Raw genomic sequence first — 22,834 nt, forward strand, 5'->3', positions numbered from 1 at the left:
ATGTTTGTTATTAGAATTACAAATAGATGAATGATTGGTTATCTTTAAGGTAACAATCAACCACTATCATGAAAAAACCATTCTTTTATTTACTAGTCCTTTCTTGTTTTGTTTTTAGTTGTGGAACTTCTGAAAAAAAAGAAACTTCCAGTTACGCATTCGATATTTCTTTTTCGGAAGATGTGAGCACGGTACCAAAAGACGGTCGTCTTTTGTTGATGCTTTCCACCGACGATAGTGCCGAACCCCGTTTTCAAATTAACGATGGATTAAATACCCAACTTGTTTTTGGAATTAATGTAGACGGTATGTCCCCCGGGAAACCCGTAATGATAGATGAGACCGTTTTTGGTTTTCCGTATGCAAGTTTGGCCGAGATTCCGGTAGGTGAATATAATGTACAGGCATTGCTGCATGTGTACGAAACTTTTAACTTGGCTACGGGACACACGGTAAAACTGCCTATGGATAATGGAGAGGGGCAACAATGGCGCAGTTCTCCTGGCAATTTATATAGTAAGCCTTTTAAGATAAGGGTAGGTAGTAATGGTATAGAAAACGTTTCGGTGGTAATGGATCAGATAATACCGCCCGTACCCGAACCGGAAGATACCGAATGGATCAAGCATGTTAAGATAAAATCGGAGAAACTATCCGAGTTTTGGGGACGTGATATGTATTTGGGGGCTCATGTGCTGCTCCCAAAAGGATTTGAAGAACATCCGGAAGCTAAATACCCGCTGATGGTATTTCACGGACATTTTCCCGATGATTTCGGTGGTTTTAGAACAACACCTCCAGACCCCAACTTAAAGCCGGATTATTCTGCCAGGTTTGATATGGAAGGGTATAATATTGTTCAGCAACAAGAAGCGTATGATTTTTATAAGCGTTGGAACGATCCCGATTTTCCTCGGTTTATAATTATAGAAATTCAGCATCCAACACCATATTACGATGATTCATATGCCGTAAACTCGGCTAGTCAAGGCCCTTATGGCGATGCTATTACCTATGAGTTGATACCACATATAGAAAAGGAGTTTCGTGGTATGGGAGAAGGTTGGTCCAGGTTTTTGTATGGTGGTTCTACCGGTGGGTGGGAAGCTCTCGCCGTGCAGGTAAAATATCCGGAGGAATATAATGGCTGTTTTGCCGCATGTCCCGACCCTATAGACTTTAGGGCCTATTGCCTTACCAATATTTATGAGGATGATAATGCCTATTACTATGATAGTGAGCACAAACAATTGGAAGTGCCCGCACATCGCGATTATTTAGGGAATATACAGTCGACCATAAGAGAAGGTAATCATTTAGAACTTGTTCTGGGAGACAAATCAAGGTCCGGTCAACAATGGGATATTTGGGAAGCAACATATTCTCCACAAGGTGATGACGGTTATCCGGTCAGGATCTGGGACAAGATGACGGGTGAAATAGACCATGCCGTGGCGGAATATTGGAAAGAAAATTATGACTTACGACATATCTTGGAACGCGATTGGGATAAGTTGGGGGATAACCTAAAAGGGAAGATACATATCTATTGTGGAGATATGGATAATTACTACCTGAACAATGCGGTCTATTTAATGGAGGATTTTTTAGAAAGTACTACAGAGCCTTATTATGATGGAGAGGTATTGTATGGAGACCGTGCCGAGCACTGTTGGAACGGTGATCCCGAGCAGCCAAATGCCATTAGTCGCTTAAGGTATAACAGCATGTATGTGCCCAAAATAATGAAACGTATTGCAGAAAGCGCTCCTAAAGGAGCTGACCTTACCAGTTGGAGGTATAAATAAATAATATGAACAAAACCAATAAAGTAGCTTGGCTGGTATTTGGCATTTTGGCGGTAGGCGTAGGCCTTTATCCGTTGGTATATGTATTTGCCGATGGCGAAATAGGAATACAGTTATCTAAGAGCAAAGAGTTGTTGGCCAATGTATTCTGGAATATTGGGTTTTATGGGCATATATTGTTCGGGGGCTTGGCATTGACGATAGGTTGGGTGCAGTTCAGCAAACGTTTTAGAAATGCCAATATGGCTCGTCATCGCATCATAGGTAGAATATATGTTGTATCTGCGCTGGTAAGCGGTATTTGTGGTGGGGGAATAGCGTTCTTCGCTACAGGGGGGGTAGTGGCGCAATCGGGCTTTTTAGTTATGGCGGTTTGTTGGCTCTATTTTACGACCAATGCGTATAGGGCCATTAAGATAAGTGATATAGAAAAGCACAAGGTTTATATGATTTATAGTTACGCCCTTTGCTTTGCGGCGGTTACATTGCGCATATGGTTGCCGTTGTTATCTCTAATATTGGGGTCTTTTTTACCCGCCTATAGAGTGGCCGCTTGGCTTTCTTGGGTGCCGAATATCATATTTGCCTATTTTTGGGTAAGACGAAAAGGAATCGTAATCGGTTAATAAAAATTTATAGATGATTTATAGAAGGTTCGGAAGAACAAATTGGGAAGTAAGTGAAGTTGGATATGGAATGTGGGGAATGGCCGGATGGAAGGCTTCCGATGACGAGCAATCTGCAAGGTCTTTGGATCTGGCAGTTGAAAATGGTGTTAATTTTTTTGATACGGCATGGGGTTATGGAGAAGGACATAGTGAAGAGCTTTTAGGTGAACTGGTAAAAAGGCATCCGTCCAAAAAATTATATACGGCCAGTAAGATTCCCCCAAAGAATTTTAAGTGGCCTGCCAAACCGGAGTATCGTTTTGAAGATTCGTATCCGGTGGAGCATATTATGGAGTATACCCATAAAACATTAAAAAATTTAGGACTCGAACAGATAGATTTAATGCAGTTTCATACTTGGGACGATGGGTGGAGCCAAAGGGAAGAATGGCAAAGGGCCATCGAAGACCTAAAAACAGCGGGTAAAATCGGGGCCATGGGCATAAGTGTAAATAGGTGGGAACCCGAAAATGGTATAAAGGCCTTGCAAACAGGTAAATTGGATGCCGTACAGGTAATCTATAATATTTTTGATCAGGCACCGGAAGATAGATTGTTTCCGCTATGCGAAGAGTTGGACATAGCTATAATCGCCAGGGTGCCATTTGACGAAGGTACCTTAACGGGTAATATTACCAAAGAAACTACTTTTCCCGAAGGTGATTGGCGAGGAACCTATTTTGTACCGGAAAACTTAAATTCTTCAGTAGATCATGCCGATGCGCTACGCCCACTGGTTCCAGCAGGTATGACCATGGCAGAAATGGCGCTACGCTTTATTTTAGAAAATAAAAATGTAGCGACTACCATACCAGGAATGAGAAAACAAAGAAATGTGTTGGCAAATACCGCCACCAGTGACGGTAAAGGTCTGCCCATAGGGTTACACCAAGAACTTAAAAAACATAGATGGGACAGAGTGCCCACGTCATGGTCTCAGTAAGTTATTTGGCAAAGAGCTGCCCCATGTCCTTAAATGCCTTAAATTCCAGTGCATTGCCGGCCGGGTCTAAAAAAAACATCGTAGCCTGTTCGCCCACTTGTCCTTGAAAACGAACATAAGGTTCTATAACAAACTCTATACCTTTGTTTTTAAGCTCCTCGGCAAAATTTTGAAAAGTGTCCCAGGGTAGTACCACACCATAATGGGGTACGGGAACATTGTGGCCATCGACCGGATTGTGGTGCAATGTTTCTGTTTCGGGTTTAGGTTTGTAATGGATGACCAATTGGTGCCCAAAGAGGTTGAAATCTACCCAATGATCACTACTTCTGCCTTCTTCACAATTAAGTGTTTCTCCGTAGAACTTTCTACATTCCGCTAAATTATGAACGGGAATTGCGATGTGGAAAGGTGTGATGTCTTTCATTTTTCTTATTTTTTCTAGTTGGTTTAAATTACCTCTTTTTATGATGCTTATTAAGGTTAAGCATCTTTTAAAAAGGCGATAATCTTATCGTTGACTTCATCTTGGTGCATAGAGTGCCCTAAGCCCTCTGTGGTTACAAGTTGGCTTCCCTTCCAGTCCGAATGTACCTTTTCAGAAGCATGGTAGGGGGCGATCTTATCAAACCTATCATGAAAAAGAAGTCCTTTTCTTTTGTCGTTCTCGATAAATCTAGAAGAAGAGAACTCATTAATGGTGAAACCGAACCTTTGTACGATGTATTGCTCCAACGCGTTTAATACGCTATCGTTAAATCCGAGTAGCTTTTTAAAATGGTTGATTATTTCATGAAATTCAGAAGGTGAACCTATTGTGATAATTTTTTCGACACCAACATTTTTATTGAGGAATTCATTGTATAGAATGGTCATTCCTCCCATAGAATGTCCGATCAGAAACTTGGGCTTGTACTTTTTAATCATATATTGGGTCACTTCAGCATATAAGGGAACATATAAATAGGTCCCAGAAGAATTGCCATGGGCAGGTGCGTCGAATGCGATAACGTTATAATTAGCTTCGGTAAGCTTTTCTATAAGTTTATGCCATCGCCATGCGTTACTTTCCCATCCGTGTACCAATAGTACGGTTTCTTTATCACCTTTCCATTGATAGGTTTGTATGCTATGCCCTGCTATCTCTGTTTTTTGGAGTTTTACAGGGTCTAAATATTCTTTTTGATGAGGTAATATTTTTCCCTTTCTAACCTTGCAGAAAATACGAAATGCCATATCCGCTGCTTTTTTGGGGCTTATTAGAACATAAACGTTCAATATTTTCCCATATAGTTTAGGCATCAGTTTTTGTAATATTTTTTTCATGGATTAGAAAATATCGAAGAATCGTTGAAACACTTTTGTCCTTGCCCATATAGAGTTCAGGTAGGTGCGACCTAGGTTAAAGTAGGGGGTTAATCCCAACCTACCATCATGTATTTAATTTTGGCATTATCGGGTATTTGCACTGCTTCGATATTTGTATTCGATTTATATCGCAAGCTTTCGGGCAGTTCGGCTTTGTCTATGGTAAAATAAAGGTCGCTATCTTTGAGTAAGATGACAACATTGTTCAAAGAAGTGATGATCTTTTTGATCTCATAGTTTTCTTGAATATCCTTAAAAGTGCTTTTAAGGTTGATGCCTTTATCGGTATGGAATCTTGCGTCATTTACCAGTACGTTCTGAATTACCGGAATACTGTCTAGATTTGGGGTTAATGTAAGTAGGTGGGCACCTCCTTTTTCAAAAATTTTAATTTTACTGGCGCTGCTTCCAAAATTTGATTGGATCGTGTCTTTTACTATGGAGTCTTCTGCATAGATAAGTTCTAAATCTCTGGTAAGGCTTTTTTTGTCCAGTTTACCAACTCTCTCCGATGTTATTAAAAAGGTGGTGTCTTTTTCTTTTGAACATTGGGTGAGGGTTATACAAAAAAATAGAAAAATGATTGATTTGATTGATTTCATAAAACTTAACGTATCACTTTTTTTAATACACCAAGAACTCCTCTGATAAAGGTAGCGCTGGTCAATACTTTAATTACCGGGTTTTGTCTGGTACTACTTTTTGAAGTACTTGTCTTTTTACTTTTTTTCTTTGTCTTCTCTTTCTCTGCTAGTTTTTCTGCTCTTTCAATTTTTTCGTTCAATATTTCATAGGCACTTTCACGGTCTATTACCTCGCCATATTTTTTTACGAGTTTCGATTTCTGAACGACTTCTTTTAACTCACTATCAGTGAGTATATCCATTCGACTCATCGGAGCTCTTAACAAGGTAGCGGCAAGGGGTGTTGGTCTTCCTTTTTCGTCCAGGGCAGAGATCAAGGCCTCTCCTATACCTAAGGAGGTGAGCACTTGCTTTGTGTCGTAAAACTCAGATATAGGATAATTTTCTGCGGTCATTTTAATGGCCTTTCTATCTCTGGCGGTAAAGGCTCTTAGGGCATGTTGCACTTTTAATCCTAATTGGGCAAGTACCTCATTGGGCACATCTGTAGGGTTTTGTGTAACAAAGTATAGGCCTATACCTTTTGATCGTATCAGTTTTACGATACTTTCAATTTGATCTAATAAGGCTTTAGAGGCTTCTTTAAAAATAAGGTGGGCCTCATCTATAAATAAAATAAGTTCTGGTCTATCGCTATCGCCCTGTTCTGGAAAGGTATCATATATCTCGGCCAACAGGCTTAACATAAAGGTTGAAAATAATTTCGGCCTGTCTTGTATATCTGTAAGTCGAAGAATGTTAATGTACCCTTTGCCGTTCTCATCTATACGCGTAAGGTCGTTGACATCAAAAGATTTCTCCCCAAAAAACAAATCGGCCCCTTGCTGTTCCAGTTCTATGATCTTTCTAAGAATGGTACCCGTTGAGCTGGTAGAGATACGGCCATAATCTTTTGTGAATTCCGCCTTGCCCTCACCTGTAGCGTATTGTAGTACTTTCTTAAAGTCCTTAAGGTCCAATAAGGGTAGTTTGTTGTCATCGCAATACTTGAAGACCACCGCAACAATGCCTTCTTGGGTTTCGGTTAGGTCAAGTATTCTTGATAATAGGGTGGGACCAAATTCAGAAACGGTAGCACGTAATTTTACGCCATCTTGCTCTGAAAGGGACAAGATTTCGACCGGAAAACTCTTAGGTTCAAATGGAATACCGATTTTAGCATGTCTTTCATCAATTTTGGCATGCCCTGGACTAGGTTGTGCAATACCACTTAAATCTCCTTTTAGGTCCATCAATAATACAGGTATACCTTTGTCCGATAAATTTTCGGCCAATACCTGTAAGGTCTTGGTTTTTCCCGTACCTGTAGCTCCGGCGATCAAACCGTGCCTGTTAAGGGTTTTAAGGGGTATTTTAACTAGGGCATTGGTGACTGCCTCTTCATTGAGCATTGCCGCCCCCATGGTTATAAAATCACCTTTGGTAGTATAACCCTTTTCTATATGTGCAAAGAAATCTTCTTTGGAGCCCATCTTTAAAATTTTTGATAAAAATAGCTGATTTTTGACCATTAAGAAATAGCCAAGGCCGTAAATAGTCATCTTTTACGTAACATTTTGCTGAACAACAGAACAATACGATAGAATTAAAAGCCATTATATAATTGCTAGGGTATTGTAATAGGTAAAATGTATCTTTGCGCCATGGAAAAAAAGGAGGTTATGACTTTGGTGGATAAAGGCGAAATGTTGCCTTTAATGGAAGAGTTTTACACCATACAGGGAGAGGGCTTTCATAAAGGTACGGCAGCTTATTTTATAAGGGTAGGTGGTTGTGATGTCGGATGCCATTGGTGCGATGTTAAAGAGAGTTGGAATGCCGAAACACACCCTCCGACACCTATTGCCCAAATTGCGGAGAATGCTGCCAAGTACTCCGATACTATCGTTATTACGGGAGGAGAGCCTTTAACATGGAACATGGGACCTTTGACACGGCTTTTAAAAGAGAAAAACTTGAAGACGCATATTGAAACTTCAGGGGCTTATGAGCTGACGGGAGATTGGGATTGGATCTGCCTGTCACCAAAGAAAAACAAACTGCCTTTTGGAAAAGTGTATGACGAGGCGGACGAACTTAAGGTAATCGTCTACAACAAACATGACTTAATTTTTGCAGAGGAACAAGCTGCTTTAACAAACGCGAATTGCATTCTTTATTTACAGCCAGAATGGAGCGTGCGTGATAAAGTTACTCCGATGATCGTTGATTATGTGATGAAAAACCCGAAATGGAAGGTTTCTTTGCAGACCCATAAATATTTGAACATACCCTAAATATCTATCTTATCTTGCCCCGTTGGCCTGTATGTCATGTACGCATGAAACTCCCAGACCGGGGATTTCAACTCCCCTTGAGGTTTTTGACTGTAAAAGGTTCAGTACACTATTGCCAGACAGTACACAACCAGGGGTGAAACCTTTGGTGTAGGTGTTTTTTTCCACCATCCCAAATGTTTTAGCGGATAAAGAGAACGTAAGTTCGGCACGCATTAAACATCCATCTACGTTACAATGGTTGTCTCCGACCATTTCGCCATCACTGTTTTCTGATTGCGACTCATGGTCTTCGACCATATCCGTGCCCAAATTCACTAATCCGAACAAATGCCCAAATTCATGGTTTAGGGTGGCGGCCTCTACATCTGAAACATCGATTTGGAAACTTTGTCCTGCCAATTTTCTTACGGTTGCCTCATGTATAACCATCGAGGTGTTGCGGTAAACCGCACCCAAGGTTACAAGACCTTCGTCCTCATCATCGTCTTCGGCCGGCGAATCTGTAAAATAAATATAGATGGCCAAGGTGGATCCTGTATTATAGGCAGTTCTGTTTTCTTTTTCTAAGTCAGAAATCTCCTGTAAGCTCAAACTTTCTTCGTTGGGAGATTCCAATTCTTTATAAATTACTTCTATGTCTTCCTTAAAGGTATGTTGTTTTAAAAAATCTGTAAAGTTGGCAATGGCCGTTTCCGTAGGTTGATAACCGGATACATAACCGATCTCTATCAATAATTTATCATAAGATTCATTGGATAGAATATCATAGGCAGAATCACCAGTAGCCAACAAATTTGCAGATTTGTCTATGGTAGAATCGTTATTGCTATTGCCATCATCACTCTTAGAACAAGCAAATACAGATATTAATAGACCCAACAGCCAAAGAAAAGGGAGTTTTTTCATATTATAAGGATACAATGAAAATATGGTTTGACCACTATTCCAAAGCTAATTTAGCCAAATAATCGTTGTGCTGACCATTGCTGATAAGTTCACAGCTAAATCCATGATAGTTTGCGGCTCTTTTTAAAGTGTTAAAATCTAAATAGAGCCAATTAAAGGGAGTGCCTTTTTCATTTCTATATTCCATATTGAATGTTACCTCACCGTAGTAATTTACATCGTCCGGAACCCAATACCCTCCATCATCATCATTTTCGAACATATAGAGGATATCACTTGAATCCAACAAAATTTGTCCATTAGGTTTTAAGATAGATTTCATTTTGTTCAAATAGAGGTCTATATTGCTGAGTAAGCCAACAATTCCTATGCCGTTCATCATAAGTAATAGGGTGTCGAACTGCATGTCTTCGATATCAAGTAAATCATGACGGATGGTTTGCTTTAAACCGCGTTCTGTACATACCTTGATAGCGCCTTCAGATCGGTCTAGACCGGTAACATCGTAACCTTTTTCCTGTAGGTACAGACTGTGACTTCCCGCACCACAACCAATATCTAAAACAGAACCTTTACATAACTGTAAAGCTTTTTGTTCTAATGGAGGCATTTGATCGTAGCCCCTAAATAAATAGGGTAGTGGAAGGGTATCCTCTTCGTCTAAAGATGAATAGGTCTTTATATCTTCGGTGTAATTTCCTCTTTGGTAATCTAATAGGGCCTTGCCCAATATATCTGTTTGCAATCTATTTGTTTTTGTACTACAAAAATCCCTTTTTTTAGAACCACTTTGCTAGTTTTGATGCATTAATTTTGAGTTATGGAAGAAGTTTTGCGACAATTACCGATAAAGGCAAAGGAGAAACATACGGAAAACAAGAAGTTTTTTGCAAAACTAAGAAAGAGACCGCCCAAGAATTTAGACTATCAAATGCAAGAAATGCATGAGCGGGAATTTGAAAGAACGGATTGCTTAACCTGTGCAAATTGTTGTAAGACTACCGGGCCATTGTTTACAAATGCAGATATTGAACGAATATCTAAATTCTTTAAACTAAAGCCTAGCAAGTTTATAGAAACCTATTTAAGAATAGATGAGGACAACGATTATGTGCTACAACAAGTGCCCTGTACTTTCTTGGGCGTCGATAATTACTGTTCTATATATGAGGTAAGGCCAAAGGCATGCCGTGAATTTCCACATACCGACAGAAAGAAGTTTCAGCAGATAAGCCACTTTACGCTAAAAAATGTATCCATTTGCCCTGCGGCATTTAATATTGTGGAAGAGATGAAAAGAAGAATAAACATGTAGGGGAAGCTTTGTTCTTAGATATAAACTACTGTTGTACTTATAGTTTCTATAAAACCAAGTATTGTCTATAGAACCGTGATCTTGTATATTTAAGACATGGAGCAGATTATAGACTATTTTGAAAACATACCTACTTTACACCGCTCTTTAATATTGGTCGGCGGTATTACCTTTTTCTGGATTTTAGAGGGTATGGCCCCACTTTTTAATGTTAAGTACAAAAAATGGAAGCATGCCGTGCCAAACCTATTTTTTACATTGACCACGATAATCGTGAATTTTCCACTTGCTTTTCTATTGCTTAAAACTTCCGATTGGGTCGTTGCCAACGATTTCGGAATAATTAATTGGCTGCCACCAATGCCGTTATGGTTATATGCCCTATTGGGACTAATGTTGTTGGATCTGATAGGTGCTTACCTTGCCCATTGGGCAGAGCATAGAATAAAACCTTTGTGGATGGTACATTTGGTACATCATTCCGATCATCATGTAGATACCACTACGGCCAATAGGCATCATCCCCTAGAGTCGCTTGTAAGGTATGTGTTTACCCTGATCGGAGTATTTGTGGTCGGGGCACCCGTGGGTATTATTATGTTGTATCAAAGCTTGTCGGTGGTGCTGTCCCAGTTTAACCATGCCAATATTAAACTACCTGTAAAAGTGGATAGGTATTTGAGTTGGTTTTTGGTTTCTCCAGATATGCATAAAGTACACCATCATTATGTATTGCCTTATACGGACAGTAATTATGGGAACATTTTTTCTATTTGGGACCGTTTGTTCGGTACCTATAGATATAAAGAAAGAGACACCATCATTTATGGCGTTGACACCTTCCCCGACGAAAATGAGAATTCAAGTATCAAAGGTCTGCTACGACAACCTTTTCATAAATATAGAAGGCCTACTACTGCCGCTTCGAACCAAGATTGATCATTCGTAATACGGCGCGCTGGCCTATCCTCGTAAGAGGTTACTCGTACATTAAATATTTTGCCCTTATTTTTTTGAACTTTGACAAATCGTCCGACCAGGTCCGTTGAATTTCCTTTGCAGAAAGGCCTGCTTCTATTTGTTGTTGAAGTTCTGTGTTTCCGGCATGTTTTGTGAATCCGGAGGTAATAAAAAAATGACTCTTGTCAGGGGTGTTGTTGTAGGCATCTACGATCCATTGTAAAGAAACCTCGCTCATTCTTTCATAATCTGATAGGTCTTTACCGTAACATGTTTTTCCTTCTTCCTTCGGGTGTTTGGATCCAAAATTTGGTTTGGGTACATAAGAAAAACTGTAGGCCGTAGAATCCATAAAAGAAGCTCCATATCTTTGAAATTGAAATTCGGTTCCCCGTCCGGCGTTTACATTGGTGCCTTCAAAAAGCCCCAAACTAGGGTATAGGTTAATGGCCGTGTCGTTCGGTAGGTTGGGCGAAGGCCTTATCGGTAAATGGTAAACAGTAGTGTGTGTCCAATTCTCTAATGGAACGACCGTTAAATCTACTTTTTGTGAACTTTTTAACCAACCCTCGTTATTGATCATTTGCGCATACTCGCCAATGGTCATCCCATATACCAATGGTATCTCTGTCATCCCTAAAAATCCGGTGTGCTCTTTTTTCATCGTAGGCCCGTCTACATAATGGGCATTGGGGTTGGGGCGATCAAGTACAATTACAGGAATGTTACTGTCGGCGCAAGCCTCCATTATTAATTGTAAAGTGGCTATATAGGTGTAAAAACGTACGCCGACATCTTGTATGTCGAACAATACAACGTCTAGTTCGTTTAATTGCTCTGTAGAGGGTTTTCTGTTTTTGCCATATAGCGATATTAAGGGCAACCCTGTTTTTTTGTCGGTACCATCGCTTACTTTTTCACCTGCATCGGCCTGGCCCCTAAATCCGTGTTCGGGCGCAAATACCTTTTTTATCGTTATTCCAGCATTTAAAAGTGAATCTACCAAATGGGTGTGCCCCTGTTCATTAAAAATAACCGATGTTTGGTTGGCGACTATCCCTACATTTTTGTCTTGTAACATGGGAATGTAGGCCTCGGTTCTGTTCGCTGCTACCCGAACAGGTTTCAGTGTGTCGGCAATTATTGTGGTGCTGATATTTTCAGTTTTTTTATCATTTTTATCATTTGTGTTTCCACAAGAGATACATAACAAAAAAGATAAAAAAAGGGTATTTTTGAAATGGTATAAAAATAACATCATTTGAACCTAGAATTTTTTATCGCCAAACGGCTTATTACGGGTAAGGAGCATAAAATTAGTATTTCCGCACCAATAATAAAAATAGCTATTGCAGCCATTGCGATCGGTGTGGTTATGATGTTGATAGCCATTGCTACCGGAGTAGGCCTTAAATATAAGATACGCGAGAAAGTAACAGCTTTTAATGGGCATGTGCAAATCACGAACTATGATAATAATAGTTCAGAGGTTTCTGTAGTACCCGTTTCTAAAAATCAGGATTTTTATCCAGAGTTTAAAGATGTAGATGGTATTGTCCACGTACAGGCGGTGGCTACAAAGGCAGGTATTATAAGAACACCAGATACTTTTGAGGGGGTGATTGCCAAAGGAGTTGGGCAAGACTTTTATTGGACGCCTCTAAAGGAATATTTGGTTAAGGGTTCTTTGCCCGACTATACCGGAGAATTAAATAGCGATGTGCTTATCTCCCAAATAACGGCCAACCGTCTAAAGTTGGATGTAGGTGATTCTTTCTTTACTTTTTTTCTGCGCGACGATGATACCGAAAAGATTCCGAATCAGCGTAAGTTTATTGTAAAGGGAATTTATGATAGTGGTTTTGAAGAGATAGATAGTAGGTATATTTTTATAGATATTCGCCATATTCAGCAAATGAACAAGTGGAAAGAGGATGAGGTAGGTAATTTTGAGGTCTTTTTGGAGAGTTTTGATGATATAGACGAAAAAAGTGCTGAAATCTACGGAAAAACACTCTCTAATTTGGATACCAAAACCTTGAAGGATAAGTATTATAAGATTTTTGAATGGATAGGTCTCTTCGATTTCAATATTGGCCTTATCATCGGTATTATGATCATAGTTGGGGGCATAAATATGATTACCGCCCTTTTGGTGCTGATTTTAGAGCGTACGCCTATGATCGGTATTTTGAAGGCATTGGGTACCACAAACTGGAGCATTAGAAAGGTCTTTTTGTACAATGCCGCCTATTTAATAGGGGTAGGGCTGTTTTGGGGAAACCTGATCGGGTTGGGACTTATCTTTTTACAGAGTAAATATCGAATGTTCAAATTTCCAAATCCAGAGGAGTATTATATCGAGTATATTCCTGTTCATATTGATGTGGTAACGGTGCTGATACTAAACATAGGGGTGTTGTTCCTGTGCCTTGTAATGTTACTGATACCTTCTTATATTATTACCAAGATAACCCCTGTTAAAGCGATTAGGTTCGAATAGTTGTCCGTAGATACCGGTTTTCTAGGTGTATGCGGTATGGAGTTTCCTCTTTTTAATTTCGTATTGCCCTAGTTTTGGGTAAATTTGGTACAACCAAACAATTATGATGAAAAAGTTATTTGTATGCCTGGTATTTCTGGTATGGGTGCTACCTGTTTCGGGGCAAAAACTATCTAGAACCGAAAAGAAGATTATTAAAAGTATAGAAGCGAACAACGCTGAGGCCATTCGGTTTTTAGAGAAGGTGGTTAACATTAATAGTGGTACCCTTAATCTAGAGGGGGTCAAAAAGGTCGGCAGCGAATTCGGTACCGCTTTCGAGTCCATCGGTTTTGATACGAAATGGATACCGATGCCCGAAGAATTGAATAGGGCCGGTCATCTTTTTGTGGAGACCAAGGGGTCTAAAGGAAAGAAAATATTATTGATAGGCCATCTAGATACAGTTTTTGAAGAAGATAGTCCCTTTCAGACCTTTACCATGATAAACGATAGTATAGCCCATGCTCCGGGAGGTAACGATATGAAAGGCGGAAATGTAATTATCCTGTATGCCCTAAAAGCGCTACAGGAGAATAATTTATTGGAAGATGCCCAAATAATCGCGGCATTTACCGGGGATGAGGAAAGTGCGGGAAAACCTTTGGAAATTAGTAGAAAGGATTTGATAGAAGCTGCGAAAAGAAGTGACATTGCCTTAGGTTTTGAGACTTCTACCGGATTTAATTATGCTACCGTGGCCAGAAGGGGATCTTCTGGTTGGAAAGTTGAGGTAGAGGGCAAAAGAGCACATTCTTCGGGTATTTTTAATGATGAGGTAGGGGCTGGGGCCATTTTTGAAATGTCACGAATACTTCATCGGTTCTATACTGATGTAAAAGGGGAAGACCTGTTGACCTTTAATCCAGGAACTTTGCTGGGCGGAACATTTGTCGAGTTTGATGATATGACCAGTAAAGGAACCGTTTTTGGAAAAACAAATGTTGTTGCCCAAAAGGCCGAAGTTAGAGGTGGTCTTCGGTTTATTTCAGAAGAGCAGAAAGAAAGAACACGTGAAAGTATGCGGAAAATCGTTTCAGAGAATCTTCCCATGACCTCCGCCAAAATTACCTTTACGGATAGTTACCCTGCCATGGGCCCTACTGATGGTAACAAAGCCCTGTTGGCAAAATTGAATCAGGTGAGTTTAGATTTGGGCCAAGGAGAGGTAATGGCGTATGATCCAGGAAAAAGAGGTGCGGCCGATACTTCTTTTGTTGCACAATATGTAGACTGTTTAGATGGTTTGGGCACTATGGGGTCTGGGGCCCATACGCCCGAAGAAACCGTAAACCTGAATACAATAGAGGCGCTGACCAAAAGAACGGCCATTTTGATCTATAGATTAATAAACCAATAATATGGTCATACTTTCTTTAGGTAACCAAGAAGTTACCATAGATAATGGTGAGCTGATCAGTTATAAGGTGAACGGCCACGAATATATACACCAAAAGGGAAGTCCGGGGTGGCGTAGTTCGGATACCGAAATGTTTCCGATCATAGGTCCTACCAATGAAGCGGATTTTACAGTCGAAACGGAAAAAGGAAAAGCTGTTCAAGATCAGCACGGACTGCTGCGGGAAATGACCTATGAAAAGCAAGAGCATTCAAAAACCAAAGTGGTGTATAAAAAAAGTTATACAGCTAACGATACCGTAAAAAACTCGAAATTTCCAGAAAAATCTACCAAAGCAGCGCTTTTTTGGCCTTATGATTTTGTTTTTGAGAAAACTTTTGCCCTAGGCGAAGAGGGTTTGGGGGTCACGTTCCAAATTTCGGGAGAAAAACGAATGCCCTTTATGTTAGGGTACCATCCTGCATTCAATTTAACTACCGGCGATGTAAAAATAATAGCCGGTGAAAAAGACATTACATTGCCCGAAGTTTTGGCGGTTGGTAGTAGGGCCATGCCCGTTTTGAGTACCTCTAAAATATCCCTAGTCGATGGCGAACATGGTTTAACGATCACGACTCAAGGTTTTCCTCATTTTATGCTATGGACAGAAGTGTCAAACATGGTTTGTATAGAACCCATTACTTTTTATCCATATGCGGTAGACCAGAAAGATTTACATTGGGGATTCGACTATTTATCGGACAATAACGGAACTTTTCATGTGTTTCTGAAACCATCATAATGTCAGTTTTTAAGTGATACCAGCAGATGGCCTATAGCGAATATTTAGTGGATCGGGTTAGAAATCGTTTAAGGGGAATCGGTTTTCTAGAGGAAAAGAAAATGATGGGAGCCCTTGTGTTTATGCTGAACGGGAAGATGTGTATTGGTGTTGATGTGGATAAGGCTACAACTAATGATCGTTTGATGGTAAGGGTAGGAAAATTGAATTACGGGAAGCTTTTGGGTGAAAAGGGTAGCAAACAAATGAATTTTACGGGAAAACCTTCGAAAGGATTTCTTTATATATATCCAGAAGGCTTTGATTCTGAAGAAGACCTGGATTTTTGGGTAGAACAAGCGATTAAATTTAATAAGTTACTGGTGTAGTTTAGCAAGTGTAATCTAATTGATTAATTTTGGGGAGTGAGGCGATTTTTACCTTTTTTGGTTTGGATAACCACCTATAAAAAAGAATATTTCACGAAAGACTTAATAGCGGGTCTTACTGTCGGAATAGTGTTGGTACCCCAAGGTATGGCGTATGCCATGATTGCAGGGTTGCCACCGGTATATGGTTTGTATACCTCGTTATTTCCCATTTTAACATACGTGTTTTTAGGAACTTCTAGGAAAGTTGCTGTGGGGCCGGTTGCCATGGATTCGCTTTTGGTGGCGGCAAGTCTTTCGACCCTCGCTATTTCAGGGGTAGAGAACTATATAGCCATGGTTTTGGTTCTTACACTAATGGTAGGGGCCACCCAATTATTGTTAGGGATCTTACGGATGGGGTTTTTGGTCAATTTCTTGTCCAAACCGGTTATAAGTGGGTTTACTTCCGCGGCCGCATTTATAATAATGTTCAGCCAATTAAAACATTTGTTGGGGTTAGAAGTGGCCGGAAGTAACAAGTTTCATGAAATCATACAGTTTACTTTTGATAAGATAACGGATACCAATCCTGTAGATTTGGCTATAGGTCTCATAGGAATCTTAATCATTCTCGCCTTCAAGAAATGGAGAAAGAGTTTTCCGGCCATACTTTTGGTCGTTGTACTGGGGATCGTAGCTGTATTCTATTTAGACTTGGGTGAGTACGGTGTAAGATTGGTAGGTGAAGTTCCCAAAGGCTTTCCATCCTTTTCGGTACCCAATGTTAATTTTGTGAATCTAGAACAGTTATGGCCAATGGCTTTAGCTTTGGCGCTGGTGGGGTATTTAGAGACCGTTTCAATAGGTAAGGCCATGGAAGAAAAGAGCGGGGAGGAAACCATTGACGCCGATCAAGAGCTTGTGGCATTGGGCAGTTCTAATATCGTTGGTTCTCTTTTTCACGGGTATCCTTCAACGGCAAGTTTCTCTAGGTCTGCCATTAACTATGCCGCAGGTGCGCAAACCAATTTGGCAGGTCTGTTCAGCGTTGTGTTGGTAGTGCTTACATTATTGTTCTTTACGCCCATATTTAGGTTTTTGCCCAATGCAGCTTTGGCAAGTATCATTATGGTTTCCGTTTTTGGTTTGATCGACCTTAAATACGCTAAAGTACTTTGGGCGGATAGAAAAGATGAGTTTGCGGTATTGTTACTGACTTTTCTGATTACTCTTTTTGTTGGCATAACCCAAGGTATTCTGATCGGGGTGCTTTTGTCGTTGTTGCTAATGGTGTATCGTACGTCAAAACCCCACTTTGCCGAATTGGGCAATGTAAAAGGGTCCGATTATTATAAGAACATCAAAAGGTTTGATGATGAGGTGATAATACGAAAAGATCTCTTGATCGTACGGTTCGACTCTCAATTGTATTTTGGTAATTCGGCATATTTCAAAAAAGAGTTGTTGAAACAGATAAAGGGTAAAGGCCCAGACCTAAAAGCGGTTATTTTAAACGCGGAGGCCATTAATTATATAGATGCCACTGCAGCGGATACACTTTCAAAGCTAATACACCAAATTCATGAAAATGGACTGCAATTTTATATAGCCGGGGCTATTGGTCCTATGCGCGATATTATTTTTAACAGTAAAATTATTCATGAACTACAAAAAGAGTTCTTGTTCGTAAAAACGAAAGAGGCCGTTGATTTTTATGATAATCCAGATAAGGTTCCAATGATTACCACCAGGGTCGCCCATGAGAACAGTAAGCTCAAATAGTTGCGTACCTGTTGGTGTTGTCCATATCCTACTAACCCTTTAAGGTTCATATTATGACCAATGTCATAAAATGAAAGCATGCAACCGATTATTTTTATCATTGAGAATTTGTATTATAATTCTTTAATAACCTGCTAATTGAATAATTGAATAGATATGGAAAATTTGGTACCCTTGGTCAACTGGAGTTACGGAATAGTTATAATCGGTGTTTTTGTGGCGGTAGTGGTCATTTTAATACTGGTATTGGTCAGTATGATGAACAGTGGAAAGAAAAAAGAGTAAATATGTCTTTTTTCGATAAGCAAAAACGTTAGTTTAATTGATAATTGATTCGTATTTTATGGCAAGGATTTTATAAATACACCCTAATTGTTAAAAATATCTTAAATTTTTTTAAGATAACGTCTTATATTTTAATACCTTTAAGTAGGATTTGTATTACACAAGATGATTAAAAATTTTATTCAGCGTATAGGATTGATAAATTTTATAATGCTTTTGGTAGTCTTATCCATTATAATCGTATCCGAAGTATTGTTTTTAAGGGGAGACCAGCTCGAAGCTATATTTATTGCTCTATGGGCCCCGACAATTCTAGGTTTTATGAATTACTTAAAGTATCGTAAATAGTGGACTTTGTTTTAATCTATTCGTTGATTGTCGGCTTTATCTTTTTGGTATGGCTTTTTTTCGTGATACGGATGTATAATAAAATGAAATAGCAATACCCGTCTTTAGCGGGTGGTTTCCGCTGTGAACTTCAATATTTTAGGCTCTTTTTTTCTTATAAACGATTCTAGTATGCGTTGTGCTTCTAGGGTACTTTGCTGCCTTATCAAATAGTTTTCAAAATCGTCCAAATGTGTGAGGCTGGTTTCTTTTGAAACAAAACCATAGCCTACATAGATATTTCTTCTTGTAAGTACAAATGCTTCTTCATCAATGGTTCTGCCCTTGGTCTTTATAACGTAATCGGTTTTGGTCTCCTCTAGCGATTCTATGGCGGTAACCACCCTTTCATTATATTCTTTTGTATATGATAGATCAGAACATATGCCGATGCATTGTTTGATCTTATAGTGGGAGCAGCTTTCAACATTTTCTTGTAAGTGACAATATTTAGGACACAGCTCAAATGTTTCACAGAGCGATTCTAAAAAAAGCCTACATTCCGTTATGCTATAAAATATATGCAACGGATTGGGGGCCATTTTTAATTTGTTGAAAGCTAAATGAAGAATACCGTTCCGGTCTTCATAGCTAAATATGGCGTACTGTTGAACCTGTCTTTTTTGGGCCCTGTTAAACTTGGGATAGTGTCTTTTTATTTCGGCCGATTCCTGTAGAAGGGCGATCAGTTCACTTCCGGTTTCTTCATAGTCCAAGTATGAGGTCTCAGAACAAAGGGTAACCTCTTTTGTTGATTTGTCGTAAAAATGGCTTAGCACCCTCTTTTTAATATTAATGGCCTTACCTACGTATATAATTTTTCCCTTACTGTCTTTAAAGTAATAGACACCGGGGGTGGTGGGTAACTTTTCGAACTCTGCCTTTGGCAGTGAAGGTGGTAGTGTAGCTTCTTGCGATTTGGCGTTTAAGAAAGATTTGAAAACCTTATCTGCATTGGGTGTTCTTAATAATTTATGAAACAACAACATGGTGGCGTGTGCATCGCCCCTGGCCCTGTGCCTGTCTTTTAAAGGTATACCTATGGCAGAACATAGCTTGCCCAAGCTGTACGAGTTATAACCCGGAATCAGTTTTCTGGAGAGCCTTACGGTACATAATTTCTTTCGAACAAAATCCAGCCCTATCTGTTGAAATTCGTTCTTTATAACGTTGTAGTCAAAATTTACGCTATGGGCAACAAAAATGGTATCTGCCGTAATTTCTAATATTTTATGGGCTATTTCGTCGAGCTTTGGGGCATTTCGCACCATATCGTTATCGATGCCGGTAAGGCCGGTTATAAAATAGGGAATCTCACATTCTGGGTTTACCAATGATGTAAATTCGTCTATGACCTCATAACCATTGGTTTTAAAGATGGAAATTTCTGTAATACGGTTGCCTTTTATACCGTTGCCGGTGGTCTCTATGTCTACAATGCTATACAAAAATCGGAATTGTTTACTATAAAGTTAGCGCATTTTTACATCTTATAAGCCGATTTTTAAATAACGAATACACAAATGCTATATGTTGTAGTTTCTTTCTAAATGAACAATGATCGATTTGCTAATAGGGGTATTGCTCTTATCCGCAAAATGGTTGTGTGGTACTATGATATTGGTTTCGGGAAAATAGGCGGCCAGGTTGCCTTTTGGTATGTTATAGGGTATGATCAAAAATTTCTCCGCGCGTCTTTCCTTATTTTCATAATTGCTGATCAAATCGACAACATCAAATTTTTTGTAACCGAAACGGTTCATGTCCGCAATGTTCATAAAAACCACACGACGCTCGTTTTTAATGCCCCTGTACCGGTCGTTAAGTCCGTAAATAGTGGTGTTGAATTGATCGTGAGACCGTATCGTCATCAATAAAAACTCGTTGGGTCTTAATCGGTGCTGTGCCAATCGGCAGATACTGAATTGCGCTTTTTTATTAGGCAATTTATTAAAATCCAGTTCTCTAACATTATTGGGTAGATAGTAACCGGCTCCTTCCGATGCTTTTTGTACTTCTTTAAAACCCTTGATCGTTTGGGATATTTTTTCTCTTATGAGGTCATAATCGTTTCCTAGTCGTTTCCATTCAACAGGGTGGGTTCCCTTAAAATAGGCATCGGCAATACCAGCAATAATTTCAGGTTCACTTTTTAACTGTTCTGATTTAGGTGTTAACAAACCTTTGGTTCTATGTACCTTTCCCATGCTGTTCTCAACAGTTAAAAATTGTGATTTCCCATTTTTTGAGTCCTTTTCCGAACGCCCTAAAGTGGGTAGGATCAATGCTGTTTTTCCTGTTATTAAGTGGCTGCGGTTAAGTTTGGTGCTTATCTGTACCGTTAAATTACATTGTTGCAGGGCTTCTGCGGCATATACGGTATCGGCCACGGCAGAAATAAAGTTGCCGCCAAGGGCAACAAAGACTTTCGCCTTGTTTTGGTGCATGGCCTCAAGGGCATGTACCGTGTCTAGCCCCTCTTTGTCGGGTGGGGTAAAACCAAAAATATTTTTTATGGCTGTATTAAGCTCTTCGGATACATGGTGCATAATACCCACTGTTCTGTCACCTTGTACATTACTGTGCCCCCTTACCGGACAAGTACCGGCACCGGGTTTGCCCAAACTACCTTTTAAAAGCAATAGGTTTACACATTCCTTAATGTTATCAACACCATTTTTGTGTTGCGTAAGGCCCATGGCCCAACAAATGATCACTTTATTGTTCTTTGCCAAGAGTTCAACAGTCTCGGTGATTTTTTCATCTGAGACCCCACATGCCTCTAAAAGTTCATCTTCAGAAAAATTGGCGAGATCGGCCAAAAGCACCTCATAACCTTGGGTGTGTTTTTTAATAAAATCAAGGTCAAATACTGTATTGTCGGTCGTAGCCAACTTGGCAAGTCTCTTAATGATCAGTTTTAAAAGAGCTACATCTTGGTTTATTTTTACCTGTAAATGAATGTCGGTGAGTGAAGTGCCCTTTGTTAGTCCCGAAATTGATTGGGGGTCCTTAAAACGAATAAGCCCCGCTTCTGCCAAAGGGTTAATGGTAATGATCTTACCTCCGTTATTTTTACATTTTTCTAGGGCCGATAACATTCTGGGGTGATTGGTGCCGGGGTTTTGTCCTATGACCATTACAACTTCGGCTTTGTGGAAATCTTCTAGTTTTACCGAGCCTTTTCCTATTCCCAATGTTTCTGAAAGAGCGACACCACTGCTCTCATGGCACATGTTTGAGCAATCTGGCATGTTGTTGGTGCCAAAGGCCCTTATAAAAAGACCGTATAAAAACGCAGCTTCATTACTAGATCTTCCCGAAGTATAAAAAATACCTTCATCGGGAGAATTTAAAGCCCTTAATTCATGGGCGATAAGCGTATAGGCATCTTCCCAAGATATGGGGCTGTAGTGAATTTCCCCTTCACGCAGTATCATGGGCTGGGTTAAACGACCGCTTTTTCCAATTTTAAAATCGGACCAATTGGAGATTTTTTCGACACTATATTTTTTAAAAAATGCTTCATCGACTTTTTTGTAGGTTGCTTCTTCTGCCAGTGCTTTTGCCCCATTTTCACAATATTCTCCTAGTTTAGAAGGTTTGTCGGGGTCTGGCCATGCGCATCCGGGACAATCGAATCCTTCTTTTTGGTTCATATGTGATAGGGTAGACAATGCTTCTAAGGCACCCATTTCTTTAAAAGTATGTTGTACGGCTACTTTTACGGCAGGTATGCCAGCTGCGAAATTTTTGGGTTCTTTAAGGGTGATTCCTGTAAATTCTATATTTCCTGTCAAGGATATGTTTCTTTTGTTGGATGTGGACATTGCGTTCCCCTTTTTTTGTATTTGATTCCAAGTTATTACAAATAGAATTAAACCCCATAGGAGCTTCACTATTATTTTAACTATTGGAATATAACAATCTGTTTATATTGTGGAGTCTACGAAAAAATAATGCCAACTGTTATTGGCGAAACGGAAGAAAATAGAATAATGGTCGACGGTGTTGTCTAAGGTAGCCTGCTAATGCAAACAGGCCCGATACGGAATACTTTTAAAATAGAGGTCTATTCTTGTTCCGTTAGTTCTTTAGAATCGGTAATTTGGTCAGTATTGATCAAGTTGGTAGAGGTAACATCTTCTGAAATCACAAATTCGGAAACCAAATCGTGTTGTTTGTTGCAAGAAGTTAAGTTTAAAAGAAAAGAAATAGAAAGTAAAGAAAACATTAGGGACTTTAGGGAGACTTTTTTCATTTAAGACTTAATGCTAATTGATTGATAATTGGTTGAATGGGTTTCTCAAAAATATCCATATGATTCTTTTAAACGATTAAAAGACCAATTTTTTCGATGAAATGCACTTAAAAAGTTATTACGATAAATTGTTAATAAAATTATCGATTGAATATTGTTGGTTAATTTTTTATTGATTAATAGATTTTGGGTGAA

At 39.4% G+C, this 22,834-nt stretch carries 22 protein-coding genes; 12 read left to right on the top strand and 10 right to left on the bottom strand.

Annotated elements, in window-relative coordinates:
- Positions 1-68: 68 nt before the first annotated feature.
- From J8L85_RS06890 to J8L85_RS06900, 3 genes are read left to right on the top strand one after another with little or no spacing between them, the layout of a single operon-like run.
- Positions 69-1,808 carry an alpha/beta hydrolase-fold protein gene (locus J8L85_RS06890; protein ID WP_211015812.1) on the top strand — a complete coding sequence of 580 codons (1,740 nt, stop codon included), beginning with the start codon at positions 69-71 and terminating at the stop codon, positions 1,806-1,808.
- 5 nt (positions 1,809-1,813) lie between these two features.
- Entirely contained in the window at positions 1,814-2,434 is a 621-nt protein-coding gene (locus tag J8L85_RS06895; protein ID WP_211015814.1) for a DUF2306 domain-containing protein, read from the top strand.
- A gap of 13 nt (positions 2,435-2,447) precedes the next feature.
- Entirely contained in the window at positions 2,448-3,419 is a 972-nt protein-coding gene (locus J8L85_RS06900) for an aldo/keto reductase (protein WP_211015816.1), read from the top strand.
- A gap of 1 nt (position 3,420) precedes the next feature.
- Here the strand turns inward: J8L85_RS06900 and J8L85_RS06905 are convergent, their stop codons facing one another.
- The 4 genes from J8L85_RS06905 to J8L85_RS06920 all read right to left on the bottom strand — a co-directional run bounded on the left by J8L85_RS06905 (position 3,421) and on the right by J8L85_RS06920 (position 6,903).
- Complete coding sequence (locus tag J8L85_RS06905; protein WP_211015818.1) at positions 3,421-3,846, bottom strand: VOC family protein; 426 nt, start codon at positions 3,844-3,846, stop codon at positions 3,421-3,423.
- Between the two features lie 56 nt (positions 3,847-3,902).
- Positions 3,903-4,745, bottom strand: coding sequence for an alpha/beta hydrolase (locus J8L85_RS06910; RefSeq protein ID WP_211015820.1), 843 nt, complete (start codon positions 4,743-4,745; stop codon positions 3,903-3,905).
- Positions 4,746-4,834: 89 nt separating this feature from the next.
- Positions 4,835-5,389, bottom strand: coding sequence for a hypothetical protein (locus tag J8L85_RS06915; protein WP_211015822.1), 555 nt, complete (start codon positions 5,387-5,389; stop codon positions 4,835-4,837).
- A 5-nt stretch (positions 5,390-5,394) separates the two neighbouring features.
- Positions 5,395-6,903 (bottom strand): helicase HerA-like domain-containing protein, encoded by a 1,509-nt coding sequence (locus J8L85_RS06920; RefSeq protein WP_211015824.1) that lies wholly within the window; start codon positions 6,901-6,903, stop codon positions 5,395-5,397.
- 171 nt (positions 6,904-7,074) lie between these two features.
- Here J8L85_RS06920 and J8L85_RS06925 point away from each other — a divergent pair, with 171 nt between their 5' ends.
- Positions 7,075-7,707, top strand: coding sequence for a 7-carboxy-7-deazaguanine synthase QueE (locus J8L85_RS06925; RefSeq protein ID WP_211015826.1), 633 nt, complete (start codon positions 7,075-7,077; stop codon positions 7,705-7,707).
- Positions 7,708-7,716: 9 nt separating this feature from the next.
- On the opposite strand, the gene J8L85_RS06930 is transcribed toward J8L85_RS06925, so the two are convergent.
- Together J8L85_RS06930 and J8L85_RS06935 are read right to left on the bottom strand one after the other, a co-directional pair.
- Positions 7,717-8,616: a hypothetical protein gene (locus J8L85_RS06930; protein WP_211015828.1), complete on the bottom strand. Its 900-nt coding sequence runs from the start codon at positions 8,614-8,616 to the stop codon at positions 7,717-7,719.
- Positions 8,617-8,650: 34 nt separating this feature from the next.
- Positions 8,651-9,361 carry a class I SAM-dependent methyltransferase gene (locus J8L85_RS06935; RefSeq protein ID WP_211015830.1) on the bottom strand — a complete coding sequence of 237 codons (711 nt, stop codon included), beginning with the start codon at positions 9,359-9,361 and terminating at the stop codon, positions 8,651-8,653.
- A gap of 75 nt (positions 9,362-9,436) precedes the next feature.
- On the opposite strand from J8L85_RS06935, the gene J8L85_RS06940 reads away from it, so the two are divergent.
- Both J8L85_RS06940 and J8L85_RS06945 read left to right on the top strand, forming a co-directional pair.
- Positions 9,437-9,931, top strand: a complete 495-nt coding sequence (locus J8L85_RS06940; protein WP_211015832.1) for a YkgJ family cysteine cluster protein — start codon at positions 9,437-9,439, stop codon at positions 9,929-9,931.
- A gap of 96 nt (positions 9,932-10,027) precedes the next feature.
- Positions 10,028-10,870, top strand: a complete 843-nt coding sequence (locus J8L85_RS06945) for a sterol desaturase family protein (protein WP_211015834.1) — start codon at positions 10,028-10,030, stop codon at positions 10,868-10,870.
- A 40-nt stretch (positions 10,871-10,910) separates the two neighbouring features.
- On the opposite strand, the gene J8L85_RS06950 is transcribed toward J8L85_RS06945, so the two are convergent.
- Entirely contained in the window at positions 10,911-12,149 is a 1,239-nt protein-coding gene (locus tag J8L85_RS06950) for a DUF1343 domain-containing protein (protein WP_211016337.1), read from the bottom strand.
- Positions 12,150-12,152: 3 nt separating this feature from the next.
- Here J8L85_RS06950 and J8L85_RS06955 point away from each other — a divergent pair, with 3 nt between their 5' ends.
- From J8L85_RS06955 to J8L85_RS18055, 6 genes are all read left to right on the top strand, one after another.
- Complete coding sequence (locus J8L85_RS06955; protein ID WP_211015836.1) at positions 12,153-13,394, top strand: FtsX-like permease family protein; 1,242 nt, start codon at positions 12,153-12,155, stop codon at positions 13,392-13,394.
- 103 nt (positions 13,395-13,497) lie between these two features.
- Positions 13,498-14,793: a M20/M25/M40 family metallo-hydrolase gene (locus J8L85_RS06960; protein WP_211015838.1), complete on the top strand. Its 1,296-nt coding sequence runs from the start codon at positions 13,498-13,500 to the stop codon at positions 14,791-14,793.
- A gap of 1 nt (position 14,794) precedes the next feature.
- Positions 14,795-15,574: an aldose 1-epimerase gene (locus J8L85_RS06965; protein ID WP_211015840.1), complete on the top strand. Its 780-nt coding sequence runs from the start codon at positions 14,795-14,797 to the stop codon at positions 15,572-15,574.
- A 26-nt stretch (positions 15,575-15,600) separates the two neighbouring features.
- Positions 15,601-15,942, top strand: coding sequence for a TfoX/Sxy family protein (locus J8L85_RS06970; RefSeq protein WP_211015842.1), 342 nt, complete (start codon positions 15,601-15,603; stop codon positions 15,940-15,942).
- 36 nt (positions 15,943-15,978) lie between these two features.
- Positions 15,979-17,706, top strand: a complete 1,728-nt coding sequence (sulP, locus tag J8L85_RS06975) for a sulfate permease (RefSeq protein WP_211015844.1) — start codon at positions 15,979-15,981, stop codon at positions 17,704-17,706.
- A gap of 156 nt (positions 17,707-17,862) precedes the next feature.
- The gene (locus J8L85_RS18055) at positions 17,863-17,991 is read left to right on the top strand and encodes a hypothetical protein (protein ID WP_282103019.1); all 129 of its coding nucleotides are present in this window, start codon (positions 17,863-17,865) and stop codon (positions 17,989-17,991) included.
- A gap of 452 nt (positions 17,992-18,443) precedes the next feature.
- Here the strand turns inward: J8L85_RS18055 and J8L85_RS06980 are convergent, their stop codons facing one another.
- The 3 genes from J8L85_RS06980 to J8L85_RS06990 form a co-directional block, all read right to left on the bottom strand.
- Positions 18,444-19,826 carry an exonuclease domain-containing protein gene (locus J8L85_RS06980; RefSeq protein WP_211015846.1) on the bottom strand — a complete coding sequence of 461 codons (1,383 nt, stop codon included), beginning with the start codon at positions 19,824-19,826 and terminating at the stop codon, positions 18,444-18,446.
- Positions 19,827-19,904: 78 nt separating this feature from the next.
- On the bottom strand, positions 19,905-22,208 hold the full coding sequence (locus J8L85_RS06985) for an FdhF/YdeP family oxidoreductase (RefSeq protein WP_211015848.1): 2,304 nt from the start codon (positions 22,206-22,208) through the stop codon (positions 19,905-19,907).
- Between the two features lie 242 nt (positions 22,209-22,450).
- Positions 22,451-22,639, bottom strand: coding sequence for a hypothetical protein (locus tag J8L85_RS06990; protein ID WP_211015850.1), 189 nt, complete (start codon positions 22,637-22,639; stop codon positions 22,451-22,453).
- Positions 22,640-22,834 lie beyond the last annotated feature (195 nt).

The organism is Maribacter sp. MMG018 (assembly GCF_018100785.1).
GTDB lineage: Bacteria > Bacteroidota > Bacteroidia > Flavobacteriales > Flavobacteriaceae > Maribacter.